This window comes from Glutamicibacter bergerei (assembly GCF_054495185.1).
Genome location: NZ_CM137131.1, coordinates 678,522 through 692,565, shown reverse-complemented (window position 1 = coordinate 692,565; position 14,044 = coordinate 678,522). Strand labels below are relative to the sequence as shown.

At 60.9% G+C, this 14,044-nt stretch carries 13 protein-coding genes and 1 riboswitch; of the genes, 8 read left to right on the top strand and 5 right to left on the bottom strand.

Going from position 1 to position 14,044, the window contains the following annotated elements; genetic code table 11:
* Positions 1 to 49: 49 nt before the first annotated feature.
* The 3 genes from ACX5K5_RS03215 to ACX5K5_RS03205 all read right to left on the bottom strand — a co-directional run bounded on the left by ACX5K5_RS03215 (position 50) and on the right by ACX5K5_RS03205 (position 3,903).
* Positions 50 to 1,249, bottom strand: a complete 1,200-nt coding sequence (locus tag ACX5K5_RS03215; protein ID WP_459175418.1) for a cystathionine gamma-synthase — start codon at positions 1,247 to 1,249, stop codon at positions 50 to 52.
* Positions 1,249 to 2,550 (bottom strand): O-acetylhomoserine aminocarboxypropyltransferase/cysteine synthase family protein, encoded by a 1,302-nt coding sequence (locus ACX5K5_RS03210; protein WP_459175023.1) that lies wholly within the window; start codon positions 2,548 to 2,550, stop codon positions 1,249 to 1,251. The genes ACX5K5_RS03215 and ACX5K5_RS03210 overlap by 1 nt, the downstream gene beginning before the upstream one ends.
* Before the next feature lie 88 nt (positions 2,551 to 2,638).
* Positions 2,639 to 2,729, bottom strand: a riboswitch (SAM riboswitch).
* 232 nt (positions 2,730 to 2,961) lie between these two features.
* Entirely contained in the window at positions 2,962 to 3,903 is a 942-nt protein-coding gene (locus ACX5K5_RS03205) for a LysR family transcriptional regulator (protein WP_096256531.1), read from the bottom strand.
* Between the two features lie 122 nt (positions 3,904 to 4,025).
* Between ACX5K5_RS03205 and ACX5K5_RS03200 the strand changes: the two genes are divergently transcribed.
* The 6 genes from ACX5K5_RS03200 to ACX5K5_RS03175 all read left to right on the top strand — a co-directional run bounded on the left by ACX5K5_RS03200 (position 4,026) and on the right by ACX5K5_RS03175 (position 9,322).
* Positions 4,026 to 5,018, top strand: a complete 993-nt coding sequence (locus ACX5K5_RS03200; protein WP_459175022.1) for a DUF1852 domain-containing protein — start codon at positions 4,026 to 4,028, stop codon at positions 5,016 to 5,018.
* Positions 5,019 to 5,036: 18 nt separating this feature from the next.
* Positions 5,037 to 6,077 carry a methionine synthase gene (locus tag ACX5K5_RS03195; RefSeq protein ID WP_459175021.1) on the top strand — a complete coding sequence of 347 codons (1,041 nt, stop codon included), beginning with the start codon at positions 5,037 to 5,039 and terminating at the stop codon, positions 6,075 to 6,077.
* A complete protein-coding gene (locus ACX5K5_RS03190; protein ID WP_459175417.1) occupies positions 6,070 to 6,612 on the top strand; it encodes a flavin reductase family protein in 543 nt (180 codons plus the stop codon). Before ACX5K5_RS03195 ends, ACX5K5_RS03190 begins: the two co-directional genes overlap by 8 nt.
* A gap of 198 nt (positions 6,613 to 6,810) precedes the next feature.
* Positions 6,811 to 7,026, top strand: coding sequence for a hypothetical protein (locus ACX5K5_RS03185; RefSeq protein WP_459175020.1), 216 nt, complete (start codon positions 6,811 to 6,813; stop codon positions 7,024 to 7,026).
* Between the two features lie 96 nt (positions 7,027 to 7,122).
* Positions 7,123 to 7,887 (top strand): hypothetical protein, encoded by a 765-nt coding sequence (locus ACX5K5_RS03180; protein WP_459175019.1) that lies wholly within the window; start codon positions 7,123 to 7,125, stop codon positions 7,885 to 7,887.
* Positions 7,888 to 7,939: 52 nt separating this feature from the next.
* A complete protein-coding gene (locus ACX5K5_RS03175) occupies positions 7,940 to 9,322 on the top strand; it encodes an AlbA family DNA-binding domain-containing protein (RefSeq protein WP_459175018.1) in 1,383 nt (460 codons plus the stop codon).
* Between the two features lie 864 nt (positions 9,323 to 10,186).
* On the opposite strand, the gene hxlA is transcribed toward ACX5K5_RS03175, so the two are convergent.
* Positions 10,187 to 10,810, bottom strand: coding sequence for a 3-hexulose-6-phosphate synthase (gene hxlA, locus ACX5K5_RS03170; protein WP_443447239.1), 624 nt, complete (start codon positions 10,808 to 10,810; stop codon positions 10,187 to 10,189).
* Positions 10,811 to 10,868: 58 nt separating this feature from the next.
* Positions 10,869 to 11,465: a 6-phospho-3-hexuloisomerase gene (hxlB, locus tag ACX5K5_RS03165; protein ID WP_459175017.1), complete on the bottom strand. Its 597-nt coding sequence runs from the start codon at positions 11,463 to 11,465 to the stop codon at positions 10,869 to 10,871.
* A 161-nt stretch (positions 11,466 to 11,626) separates the two neighbouring features.
* Here hxlB and ACX5K5_RS03160 point away from each other — a divergent pair, with 161 nt between their 5' ends.
* On the top strand, positions 11,627 to 12,925 hold the full coding sequence (locus tag ACX5K5_RS03160; RefSeq protein ID WP_459175016.1) for a helix-turn-helix transcriptional regulator: 1,299 nt from the start codon (positions 11,627 to 11,629) through the stop codon (positions 12,923 to 12,925).
* Positions 12,926 to 13,208: 283 nt separating this feature from the next.
* Positions 13,209 to 13,781, top strand: a complete 573-nt coding sequence (locus tag ACX5K5_RS03155; protein ID WP_459175015.1) for a YdeI/OmpD-associated family protein — start codon at positions 13,209 to 13,211, stop codon at positions 13,779 to 13,781.
* The last annotated feature ends 263 nt before the right edge of the window (positions 13,782 to 14,044 follow it).

Genomic DNA, 14,044 nt, shown 5'->3' with positions numbered 1-14,044 from the left:
TGGTGCCTTCGCGCAATGTTGGGGTTGTGCTGCTGACGAATGTGGATAACTAGGCGGAAGCCATGGCGGGGCGTGGGACGTTCATGACAGCGGAGCGTGCGGCGGCCAGCCCGGCGGTGAGATCGTTGATGAGGTCCTCCGGTTCCTCGATGCCCACCGAAAGGCGGACCAGGTTGGCCGGGATTTCCAGCTCGGTGCCGATCAGTGAGGCGTGGGTCATTTCGCGCGGGTAGCAGACCAGGGATTCGACGCCGCCCAGAGAGACCGAGAGCTGGAAGTACTCCATGGATTCGGCGAAGGCGCGGGCCGCTGCTTCATTGGTGAGTTGCAGCGAGACGATGCCTCCAAAACCACGCTGCTGGCGCTTGGCCAGCTCGTGGCCGGGGTGGCTTTCCAGCCCCGGGTAGTAGACCCGGGTGACCTCGGGCTGCGCATCGAGCCAGCGGGCCAGCTTGTCCGCCGAAGCGCAGTGGCGTTCCATGCGCAGGCCCAAGGTCTTCAAGCCGCGGGCTGCCAGGTAGGAATCCTGCGGTCCGGCCACCGCGCCGCCGGCGAACTGCTGATAGCCCACCGCTTCGGCCAGGGATTGGCCGCGGAAGAGGTGGTCGGCCACGATGATGGCCCCGCCGAGCACATCGGAGTGCCCGCCGATGTACTTGGTGGTGGAGTGGACCACCGCGTGGGCTCCGAAATCCAGCGGCCGCTGCAGGTACGGGGTGGCGAAGGTGTTGTCCACGACCAGCAGGGCGCCGTGTTCGCGGGCGATGTCCGCCCAGCCGGCCAGGTCGGCGATGCCCAGCAGCGGGTTGGAGGGAGTCTCCACCCAGAGCAGCGCGGTATTCGGGCGCACCGCGGCGCGCACCGAATCCAGGCTGGTGATGTCCACCGCCGAAGAGGTGATCCCCCATTTGCTGTGCAGCTTGGAGATCAGCCGGTTGGTGCCGCCGTAGCCGTCGGCGCCCAGGATGATGTGGTCGCCCGGTTCCAGCACTGCGCGCAGCAGCGCGTCTTCGGCCGCGATCCCCGAGGCGAAGGAGAAGCCGGCGGTGCCGCCTTCCAGCGCGGTGAGCTGGGATTCGAACCCGTTGCGGGTGGGGTTCGAGCCGCGGGAGTATTCATGCCCGGAACGCAGCACGTTGATGCCGTCCTGGATGAAGGTGCTGGTCTGGTAGATCGGGGGCACGACCGCCCCGGTGTGCGGATCCTTGTGCTGGCCGGCGTGCACGGCGAGGGTGTTGAAGCCAGTCATCATGCTCCTTGGGTTTGTGGGGCCAGGGCCTGGTCCAATGCCAGATCCAGTGCCTGGGTGAGGTCGGCGAGCAGGTCGGCGGGGTCTTCCAGCCCGACCGACAGGCGCAGGGTGGAGGTGTTCAGGCCGGCGTCGGCCAGCTGCTGCTCCGAGAGCCGGCAGTGCGTCATGGTCGCCGGGTGGGAGACCATGGTGCGGGTGTCCCCCACATTCGCGGCCAGGGAAATCAGCTTGAGCCCATCGATTACCGGGGAAACCAGGGCCGGGTGGGCCAGCTCGATGGCCAGCACGCAGCCGGTGCCCTTCGGCGCCAGCGCCCGGGCCAGCTCGTGGCTGGGGTGCTCGGGCAGCGCAGGGTGGTGGATGGCGGCAATGCCCGGATACTCGGCAAGCGCGTCGATCAGCCTGGTGACGCTGCGCTGCACGTGGGCGGCGCGCACCGGCAGCGTCTCGATGCCTGCAAGGATGCCCTGGGCGCTGGCCGGGGCCAGGGTCGGGCCCAGATCGTGCAGGAACTTGGAACGCACCAGCATCGCATAGGCGGTCGGTCCGTGGCGCTCAAGCAGCGAGGTGTTGTTCAGACGCACCCGCGGGGCGGCGATCTGCGGCCAGCGGGCGGCATCGGAGAAGTCGAATTTCCCCGAGTCCACCACTACCCCGCCGAGCACCGAGCCGTGACCGGCCAGGCCCTTGGTGGCCGAGTGCACCACGATGTCGGCACCGAGTTCCAGAGGCCGAATATTCAGCGGGGTGGCCAGGGTGTTGTCGACCACCACCGGGATGTTGTGCTCGTGGGCGATCGCCGCGATGGCGGGCAGATCGGCCACGGTGCACAGCGGGTTGGAGACGGACTCCAAGAAGAACGCCCGGGTGTCCGACTCAATGGCAGCGGCCCAGGCGGACGGGTCGGCCTGGTCGACAAAGCTGATGCGGATGCCGAAGTCGGCGAAGGTGTCGGTGAACAGGTCCACGGTGCCGCCGTACAGCGAGGAAGAGGCCACAATGTGCTTGGGTCCCTGGGTCAGGGCCAGCAGGGACAAGGCCACGGCTGCCTGCCCGGTGGCGGTGGCCACCGCGTGGGCCCCGCCTTCCAGGGCGGCCACGCGCTGTTCGAGAATCGAAACGGTGGGGTTGCCGGTGCGCGAGTAGGTGAAGCCGGCCTGGCGCAGGGCGAACTTCTCGATCGCTTCGGCATGCGATGCGAATTGGTAGGCTGCGGAATTGTGCAGCGGCGGCAGCATCGGGCGGAAGTCTCCGCTCGGGCGGTACCCTGCGTGCACCGCGTCGGTTTCCTGGCTCATGGCTCCTCCTCGATTATCTGCGAGGGAGTGCACCGATTGGCATCGTGCGGCGGCACGAAGCACAGTACGCAAAAACGCGTTCGGAACTGCTCCATCGTTCCTGGCATTAGCACCTTTCGGTTTCCCGATGGTTGCTGCGACGTCAACGAGCCAGATCTCTTAGTCGCTCTTGATGGTTTGTTGTTCCTCCATGGTTGGCCATGGGACGCAAACGGTGCAAGCGGTATCGGGCGGCCGGCTTCATACAAGGCCGCCAGGCTTCATATGACTTCTCGTTGTCATGATGACGAGGTGGCCGGCAGCACTTTATGACGCGACCTTTTGAGATGAATCGGCGTGATGTAGAGGTTTTGTTGGAAGTTTGTGACGATGTGCCGGTGCTCGATGACCGGGGGTTACGCTGCTGGCGGCTCAGCCAAGCACTTCTACCCCGAAGCTGGCGACCACCGTTCGCACTTCTTGCAGGTAGCGCTGGGCCTGGTCGGTGAGCGGAATGGCAGCGTGATCAATCCAGCCGATCTCGATGCGCTCCTCGATCGCTAGCGGGATGGCCACGATGGAGGGGTCCAGCTCGTCGCTGATGATGCCGGTGGAGATCGTGTACCCGCCCAAGCCGATCATGAGGTTGAAGATGGTGGCGCGGTCCGAGACCTGGATTTCGCGTTGGCTGGAGCGCGTGGAGAGCACCTCCTCGGCGAAGTAGAAGGAATTATTCGCGCCCTGGTCGAAGGTCAGCCGGGGCAGGTCTTCGAGGTCTTCGAGCGTGACCTGGGTTCGGGTGGCCAGCGGGTTGCTGCGCGAGATGAAAATGTGCGGATCGGCCAGGAACAGCGGGTGGAAGACCAGCCGCGATTCGCGCAGCAGCTTGTCGATGACCTTCCGGTTGAAGTCGTTGCGGTACAGGATCCCGATGTCGCTGCGCAGCGTGCGCACGTCCTCGATGATCTGCTCGGTGCGGGTCTCGCGCAGCGAAAACTGGTACTCCTCGGCCCCGCTGGCCTGCACCATCCGCACGAAAGCGTCCACCGAAAAGGAGTAGTGCTGAGTGGAGACGCCCAGCAGCCGCCGGGCCGAGGGGCGACCGAGATAGCGGTGCTCAAGAAGCTCCACCTGTTCCAGGACCTGCCGGGCGTAGCCGAGGAATTCGGCGCCTTCGGCGGTGAGTGTCACTCCCCTGGCCGAGCGCATCAGCAAGGTGCGCCCCACCCGTGATTCAAGCTCCTTCATCGCTGAGGACATGCTGGGCTGTGCGACGTAAATCAGGTCGGCGGCAGCGGAGATCGAGCCCTCCGAGGCGACCGCCACGAAATAGCGAAGTTGCTGCAGTGTCAGACCATTCGTTCCCTGAACCATAGCCAGAGTCTATATGAATCCATAGTTATATCGAGTTACCCGATATCAAGAATCACCCTGCATGATTGACGCAACGACATCCCCTCGGCCTGCCCAGGCCTCCCAAATACAGATTGGCCGTCATGGCAGACGCATTAAATTTCAGCATTAGCACCACCAGATTCGACGAGAATTACTCCCCTTCGGCGAATTCTCGAACCACGACAAACTTCGCCAATTTGGCACGCGGAGAGCGTCGCGAAGAGAACCTTCGCAATGCCCTGACGATGATCAACCGTCGCTTCAATTCCCTGGCTCACTGGGACAATCCCCAGGGCGACCGTTACTCTCTGGAATTGGAAATCATTTCAGCAAATGTGCATTTTTCTGCCGATAATAACGATCAGGAATTCCCGCTTTTAGAAGTGCTTGAAACCACGATCGTGGATAAACTCACGGGTACTCGGTCCCAGGGCATGGTCGGCAATAATTTCTCTTCTTACGTCCGCGATTACGACTTCAGCGTCGTGCTCCCAGCATCTTGCAATGACAGCGGAGCTCCGGTGCTTCCAGAAGATTTTGGCGATCTCCACGGACAGCTCTTCCAGCATTTCTTGAACTCACAGGCATACCGTGAGCGTTTTGCCCAGCTGCCAGTGGTCTGCATCAGCGTCTCGACTTCCAAGACCTATTTCCGCACCGGCAATAGCCATCCGGTGCTCGGTTTGGAATACCAGCAGGATGAGAATTCATTGACCGATGCGTACTTCGGGAAAATGGGCTTGAGCGTCCGTTACTTCATGCCACCAGGTGCTGTTGCGCCACTGGCTTTCTACTTCCGTGGCGACCTGCTCAACGACTACACAAACCTTCAGCTGATCAGCCTCATCAGCACCATGGAGACCTTCCAGAAGATCTACCGCCCGGAGATCTACAACGCCAATTCGGCTGCACCTTCCGTGTACCACCCAAGCCTGGGCGCCGAGGACTTCTCCCCCACCCGTGTCTTTTATGACCGCGAAGAACGAACTCAGTTGGGCAAGGTCCAAGGCAAGTTCACCGAAGAGCACTTCATCATCCCGAATCGCCAACTGCTCGATCAGTGGTCTTCTTCCTACCCGACTCCTGTCGCCTAAGAATCCGAAAGATAACTTATGACTTCCCCACTTATCCCCACGTCAATTGTCGGCAGCCTGCCCAAGCCTTCATGGCTTGCCGAACCTGAAAAGCTCTGGTCCCCATGGAAGCTTGAAGGCGAGCAATTGCGCGAAGGCCAGCAAGACGCCATGCGTGCCGCGGTCCTCGAACAGACCCAACGCGGCATCGACATCATCAGCGATGGCGAACAGACCCGTCAGCACTTTGTCACCACGTTCATTGAGCACCTGAGCGGTGTCGACTTCGAAAAACGCGAGACCGTGCGCATTCGTAACCGCTACGACGCGAGCGTGCCTACCGTCGTTAGTGCCGTAGAACGTGAAAAGCCGGTATTCGTTCAGGACGCAAAGTTCCTGCGTTCCTGTACCGACAAGCAGATCAAGTGGACCCTTCCTGGCCCCATGACCATGGTCGACACCTTGTACGATGCGCACTACCGCAGCCGCGAGAAGCTGGCCTGGGAATTCGCGACCATCCTGAACCAGGAAGCCCGCGAACTTGAAGCCGCCGGGGTGGATGTCATCCAGTTCGACGAGCCTGCCTTCAACGTCTTTTTTGATGAGGTCGCCGACTGGGGCATTGCTGCCTTGGAGCGTGCCTGCGAGGGGCTCAAAGCCGAGACCGTCGTCCACATCTGCTTTGGCTATGGCATCAAGGCTAACAATGACTGGAAAGCCACTCTCGGCGCGCAGTGGCGCCACTACGAGAAGTCCTTCCCGCTATTGCAGGCTTCAACCATCGACACCGTTTCTTTGGAATCTCACCATTCCAACGTGCCGCTTGAAGTAGTTGAGATGGTTCGCGGCAAGAAGGTCATGCTCGGTGCCATCGACGTAGCCAATGTTGCCATTGAGACCCCACAAGAAGTCGCACAGACCCTACGTAAGGCGCTGGAATTTGTTGACGCAGACAAGCTCATTGCCAGCACCAACTGTGGCATGGCTCCATTCCCTCGCGATGTCTCGCTGGCAAAGCTCAGTGCTTTAAGCGCCGGAGCCGGAATCCTGCGCGAGGAGCTCGTCGGTGCCAGTGTCTAAAGTCTCGATAGACGCAACCGACTCCCTGCCCGCAGAAGACTTCAAAGCAGTCTTTCGAGGGCACCCGGGTGGGGTCAGTGTCATCACTGCCGATGCTGGCCAGGGCCCAGTTGCCCTCACCGCAACATCGGTTGCCTCCATCAGCGTAGATCCGCCATTGCTAGTCTTCTCAATTTCGGCTCTCTCTTCTGCCTCTGACGTACTCTCTCGTGCTCAGACGGTCGTTGTTCATTTCTTGGATGTCCACGACATTGAATTGGCAAAGCTGGGTGCTGCCAGCGGGGTAGATCGTTTTGCTCAGGACCAGACATGGACTCGTTTGAGCACCGGAGAAACGGTCTTTGATAACGTGCGCGCTTGGGTACGGTGTGAGGTCATTGAACGAGTGCAGGCGGGCACGTCCACGGTTTTTGTGGCCCGGGCGCTCCAGTCGCACATTGAACGCGATAGCGAACCTGGCCAACCCAGCCACGGTTTGGTGTATCACAACCGTGCCTGGCACCGACTGGATGAAAACTCGCTGCTAACCAGCTGAGACTGTTCGGCTTCTGTGCCTTGGGACAGAAGCCGAACAGCCTCAGCTACTGCTTCCAGTCTTTGTCTTGGCGCGGTTTATTGGCGAACAGGAGAATGGTGCATCGTCCTAAATGACTGACGCGGCTGACAGTACCGTAGATTGTCGAAGTTCCGCATTGACACATTGGGAAGCGAAGACCATCTGATGGTGAACGACATGGCGACGTTCGCCGATTACGATCGCGAACTTATCCACGAGCGCGTCCAGGCAGGCGTCTACTCAGCCGGGACCCGCGGCCTGAGGTTCGGCCCACCGGCTCCGGGCGCAGCGAAGTTCGCGCGGAACCCTCGCACGGTCAAGCATCTCATCGAGGAAGGAGGACTAGTCGTCATGGAAGCTGAAAAAACGGTTGGCTGGTCGAAAGCTACCTAATACAGGCATCGGTCGACGACCAGTAGGAGATAGACATATTCTTAATCCGGCCGTCATCCAACGAGCATCGCGCAGGCAATGCGCAATGGTGAGCTTATGAGCAGTCAAATGAATCATTGGGGTCGCGGTCGCGGGCTAAGTCGTCTCCTCGCGCGGGAAACGAACATTTCGGATCTTATCCAGTTCCTCAGTGACCGCGATCCTTCTCCATGGGCCGAGGTCGTCGGCTTCGTTCCCGACGAGATCAAACGTGAGGGGTCCAAAACCGAGAATTACGCGGATTTGGTGTTGAAATCCGGTTCTGACAGTGCCGCGGTTGAAGTAAAGCTCGGACACTCAATGAGCAAAGAGCAACAGGCTGCATACGAGTCCCGACCAGGCCGATCCCCCTATCTCGCGGCACTTAGCTTCGATGAAGGGCGCCTCACGGAAACCGACAAGGAACTGTGGCAGTTCCTCAGTTTGAGCAATCTGGTTGGCAAGTGGGAACAGTCCAACGACGAGCTCGCACGACTCCTCGCCCGCGAGGCAGCCACCGTTTTGCGAGACTGGGACGACATGATTTCAGGAGTCTTTGAACCACCGACATCAAGTCAGGCGTTGCCCTTGGCCATTCTCGGCGAAAAGTTCTTGGCGAGAGTGGTCACTCGTAGGATTGCCGTCGACCTGAGTACGGCAGGCAAGTGGGCGTGGGCCGGCGTCACGAGTGGTGGCGGCCTGCCCATAGTTCAGGCGTGGACTCCTATCCACGGCGAAACCATAGATCGAGCATTCATCGCAGAGATCCGCTGGAGTAGTAATCGGCTCCGTGGAGAGCTGCGGTTCGGCGTTGACTTCGATCCGCGGCATCGATTCAAATGATTGCGTTCAGCAGCCTCTCAATAAGTCGGACCGTTCTGAGACAATCTGAGACATGAGTATTCTGAGATCCCGTCGCCTTGAATCCGTATTTGGCGCTTCATTCGACCACGTCACGGCCGACAATATTCGGTCTCTCGTGTCCAACGGCGTTACCGAAGAGTTCGACCTCGACTTCAAACGAGAACTGTACGGTAATACGGACAAGGCAAAACGGGACCTGGCTGGAGACGTGGCCGCCCTCGCCAACACGGCAGGCGGCGTTATCGTCATCGGAGTAGCCGAGGATGACCAAGCCCGAGCCATTGACGCTGACGGCGTCGTTCTCACGGATACTGAGAAGGGCAGAATGCTCCAGATCGTCGCTTCAGGAGTCTCGCCATTGCCGGCCATCGACATCATCGCTGTTCCAGAAACACTTGACTCTTCGAATGGAATGTCGGACCGCGACAACGAGCCGACACGAGGCTTTTACCTCGTCGCAGTTCCGAAGTCCGCTTCAATGCCACACGCAGTGATCATCAACGACGCGTTCCGATTTCCAACGCGCAATGGATCCACGACAAGGTACCTGTCCGAACCTGAGGTCGCTGGCACATACCGCGAGCGGTTTGCACACATGACCGCGCTTGATGACCGCCTAGAGCAAGTGGAGCAAGATCTCCGATCTCAACTAGAACCGTGCGATTCCCCTTGGCTCGTTGTTTCGCTTGTGCCAAGCGCCCCCGGGCATTTGGAACTCACCGACGTTGTGCAACGACAATTTACGGCGGAAGTGCTTCGTAAAGACCTCGGGATCGTCACTGAGGTGGGGATCTCCTTCCACCGAACCAGTGTTCGCCGCCGCCGTCTCATTGCCGATGATCGGTTCCACGCCCGGGAGATCAAAACACCTGTATACGTCTACGCAGAGTTTCATTGCGACGGATCAGGTGCCTTCGCCCTTCGGCTGATCGAACAAGCTCCTAGCAGCCGTGCCACACCGGCGGAATCCGAGGATCTCCTTATCGTAGGCGACAGTTTGATTTCGTCTGTGTTGTCAGGGCTCAAGCATCTCGGCAGCCACACGAGAGACCGAACTGGCACGTCAGGAAACGCTCTTATTAGGGCGTCGCTGATGCCGCCAACTGACCGTGCCGTCCAGCTTGGTAGCATCCGTCATCACTGGTGCGACCCGAGAGGTGAATCGGTTTTCAGTCAGAAGATCACTGCCGAAACGGTTGCAGACATTGACGGCCTCGCCTCACCCGGCCCCGAACTCGTATCCACGGCGGCACGGCTGGCCGGTGAAGTCGCGCAGGGCTTCGGCATTGCCGAAATCGGGCATATCACCAAGGACGGCGAGGTTCGCCTCTCGGATTGGTATCAGGATTCTCAGGTTCAAGTGCGCAGTTGGGCTACAGGTAATGGGATCGCCGTAGTTGAACGCAATCGATAGTCAAGAGACAGTTACCTTGTTGGCCGCTATGGCGATATCATTCGTGGAATCATGCCAGCACCGGCACCCATCCGTATCCGCAAAGGGAACAGACCCGCATCTCACCTGGAGAAGCGGGCCTGCCGTGATGTTCTATTGATATGGGTGCTCTCGGAGAATTGCGAGCGACACAGCGTATTGCAACGCTAGCATCTCTGTCCAGAGCAATCTTATCCACAGGTCGCAGTGCGGACGCCTACACCACTCGTATAATGGCCGTTGCCGTGATGCCCAGCACCAACGTGCGTACGTTGATTGTGATTACCTGTCGGTTCCTGGTTATCGATTTACCGAGAAATGTTCGTTGCCGGCACCTCAAGCTTCTTTTGTAGTGACCCTTGGGTGCCCGCTAAGCTCCTGCCGAGACAAGATCCGAAAGCGAGTTCGGGTTGTCGATGCGCACCCGGGTGAGGTCTTCCTCTGCTTCAATCTGAGCAAGATTTTTGATGCACACAAGAAATCTCGGAACATGAACCGGATTTTCAATCCTGCCCATTGCCAAATGAAAACCGCGGCTGGGCTCTGGGAACGAGCCCGCGGTTTCTTCGCTGAAGCGCCACTGCCATTACCGCAGTGTGCGCCCAGGTGCCGGGTCCAGACGTGAAGCAACGCCGCACTAATCCGTACAGGCCACAGGCCAATCAGTAGGCCGAACGGTTCAACCGAACACCGGCGCAAGAATAGGCCTATGCCACCCTCATGGCAGCAATGAAGCCAGGGCCGCAACCTGCAGCACCTGGCTTCATCGCATGTTCATCGTCAACCCCACCAGGATCGGTGGCGTTTCTCCGCCAGGTCGTATTCACAACCCGGCGGGTACTATTCCTAGACCAGTGCGGCCTGCAGTTCCTTGGCTGCCTGTGCCGGGTCGGCGGCGGAGTAGATGGCACCGCCAGCTACGGCTACCTGCGCGCCGGACTTCTGGACGTTGGCGATCGTGCTGATGCTGACACCTCCAGCCACCGAGAACGGCACCTGGGATGCCGTGCCTGCGCTCAGCAGCACGTCCAGGTCGTAGCCCGGCTGCGCCTGCTCGTCCAGGCCAGCATGGAATTCGACAAATTGGACGCCCATCGCAGCAACTTCGCGGGCCCGGGCTGGCTTGTCAGCGATGCCGATCAGATCCACGACGATGCCCTTGCCGCGCTCGGTGGCGGCCTTGACTGCGCCGGCGATCGTGGAATTATCGGCCGCCCCGAGGATGGAGACCAGATCCGCGCCAGCGGCGAAAGCGATATCCGCTTCCAGTTCACCGGCGTCCATGGTCTTCATATCCGCGAAGACGGTCTTGTCCGGGTGGGCCTGCTTGATGGCGGTGATCACCGAAAGCCCTTCGGCCTTGATCAGCGGGGTGCCCAGCTCGATGATGTCCACATACGGGGCGACTTTTCCAGCCAGCTCCAGCGCTTCGGCGGTGCTGAGCAGATCGATGGCAACTTGGATTTTCATGATGTTCCCTTTCAGGGGTTATTAATGGTGGGTTGGTATTGGCGCCAAAAGCGCCGCTCTACTCCAGGTTCGCGTGGCGCTGCCACAGCTGCTGGGCGGTGGCATCATCCGCGCTCCAGAGCGTGTGGAACACGATTTCAGTGATCAGGAACAGCGCCTGCTCGAACAGGCTGCCGGAGTATTGGCGGGTAATGGACGATCCGTGGTCCGTTTTCCCTGCGGCCGGGACTTCTACGAGAACGTGGGCAGCCGACCCGATGGGGCTGGATGGATCGGTGGTGATGGCCGCGATCCGGGCACCGACCCGTTGGGCGGTGCGGACGCTCTGGACCACGCCCGCGGTGGTTCCGGATCCGGAGGCCACGAGCAGCAGGTCCCCCTCGTCGATGGCCGGCGTGGTGGCATCCCCGGCGACGTGCACGGCCAGGCCCAGATGCATCAGGCGCATCGCCGCCATGCGCAAGGCCAGCCCGCTGCGTCCGGCGCCGGCTACGAACACCCTCGGTGCAGCGCGCAGCTGCGCTGCGAGCTCGATGACCTGCCGCGGCTTCACGCCCCGCACGGTTGCCTCGATCTCCGAGTGGACCAGGTTCATGGTGTCCAGCACGTCCTGCTGGGATATCGCTTCGGTGAGGGGTTCGGCCATGGTGTTCATGCCATTCCTTTCGACAGCGCCTCCCGGCGGACCGGGTCGGCTTTGATGGGCATGAGTCAATTCTCCGGCCAGAAAGGGGTGGCCGCTACGCCATTTACAGGCAGTTGAACCTATCCTTTCGGATAGTGGCTGGTCCCCCGAGCTGCGATACACTGGCCTGCATGAGCATTCTGGACTCCTCTATCGCCCCTGGCCTGCAAGCTGCGGCACCGGCACCAGGGGTGCTCGAATCGATCGCGCTGCTGGCCACGGCTGCGCTGCCGCAGATCGCCGTTCGCCTGCGTGATGCCCTGGCTCCGGAAATCCGTTGCGCGGCCCTGGCCATTTTCACCGAGGAGTGCACCGATAGGCCCAGGAAGCTCGCCGGCGACCAGCACATCACGGATCTGGTGGGCATAGCGGAACTGGATCGGATCCGCGGTTCCCATCCCGGTGAGAACCGCTGGAGCGAGCGTGCCGAGATCGGCGGAGCTCCGCGGGAGATCCTTGCCCTGCGCTACCCGCCCAGCAATGCGTTGCTAGTGCTCATCGAGCCCCGCCCCGCCGGTGGCCAGCCCGAGTTGGTCGAATACCTGTGGAATCTGGCCGCCAACCGGATCCGCGAGAAGGTGGCCGATGCCCCTCCGTCCTATCTGCGGGAATCGCGCGCGGTCTCGGCAGAGCGGGTCCGGGTGACCGGCGAGCTGGTGGAACAGTATGCGACGAGCCTCGATATCCTGCTGGCGACCTTGCGCTCCACGCAATTGGACGATGCGGCCGCGCGCGTTGCCGCCATCAACCTTGCGGCCAAGACCCTGGTCGGGCTCAAGACCGTGGATGACCGCACCAATAGCATCGTGGAGGAACCGGTTGCTTCGGCTTTCACCCGCTTGCGCGATGACCTGCGCCCGTTGACCACTTTGAGCGGCGTGGACCTGCAATTCGTCGAGCCGCCCAAGAACGGCAGGGCGTTGCCCGGCGAGGTGGCTCATGCCGCCCGGGCCATCGTGCGCGGCCTGGCCTTGGCGATGATGGAGCAGGAAGACATCCAGCGGATCCGGGTGCAGTGGGACTGCGACGGTGAGAATTTGCTGATCAACGTCCGCGACGATGCACGCGGCGGCATCGATCCCTCCGCGGCGGCCTTGAACCGCCTCGTGCGGCGCGTGGAGGCGTTGAACGGGCTGATCGAGATCGAGGTCATGGGCGGATGGGGCACGGAAGTCTCGGTGAGGCTCCCGCTGGACGCCCCGCCGTCAGACGCGGCGGACATCGCCGAATGGAGCCTGGGCGGCCGGGAATTCGAGGTCCTGCAGCTTCTGGCAGCGGGGCAGCGCAACCGGGCTATTTCGCAGGCGCTGGGGATCAGCGAGAACACGGTGAAATTCCACGTGCGCAATCTCTTCAAGAAGATGGGCGTCGGCTCCCGCGCCCAAGCTGTCGCGCTGGCGCACAGCCATGGTGTGGCAAGCTCCACTTAGCCTCCCGGCATTGATGCTGGGCTTGGCGATGACCAGGACTGCGGACACAAACTGGTGCAGGGAAAATGCCGCACTCGAGCCCTCATCGCTATGGCCGGCCGACGGCTGACCGCGCTATTCGCCATGATCCGTGGCGTGTCATTTCATGATGTTCCGGAGCAGGAAATTGCTCCACGGTCTCCGGCCACGTCCCGCCGTGCTTGGGGCAAGCAATGGCAGGCACCATCCCGACGGCGAGTCCAGGCTCTAGCAACTATGGGCAACGAGGTGCAGGATAGGTTCCATGGATCCACAAGATGCTTTGATTCTTCCTGATGCCACCGCTTGGCGCGCTTGGCTCGACGAACACGAAGAAACCAGCGACGGCGTATGGCTGGTTGTAGCGAAGAAAGGGACTACAACTCCGACTTCGCTGACGGTCACCCAAGCCTTGCCCGAGGCGCTTTGCAGCGGATGGATCGATGCCATCCGCCGCAAACGCGATGAGACGACCTTCCTCCAGCGCTACACTCCCCGCCGGAAGAACTCTGTCTGGTCCCAGAAGAACACTGAATTCGCCCAGGAATTGATTGATCAAGGACGCATGCGGCCACGGGGCTTCGCGGAAATCCAGAAGGCCAAGGAAGATGGACGGTGGGAGCGTGCCTACCAAGGCCAAGCCACCGCACAGGTACCGCAAGATCTCCAAGATGCGCTGGACCGATCTCCTCTTGCTGCCAAAAATTTCGCCGCGTTGAAGTCCCAGCCGCGCTATCACATCCTGCATCAGCTGATGATTTCCCGGACCCAGAAGACCCGCAGCGCGCGGCTCGCCAAGTTCCTGGCCGAGCTGGAAGCCACGGACTCGGAGGGCTGAGCCGCCAACTCCCTGTCCACGATGTGCAAAACGGTCGGCGCTGCTATTGTGTGCGGCTCGCCTCGGTGATGGCGGTTCAGACGAAGGGCGCGGCACTGGTGCGAGGTATCAGAGCACCGGCGATTCTGTCATTTCATCTGGTTCCCTGGGTTATCAAGTTATTGAGCGGAACGTGTAGTTAGAAGGAGCGCAGTCATTAGTTGAGCGCCGAGGAGCAAATGTAGCGCCGATGAGTCCTTGCGCGAACGGCGTTGGCCCCAACC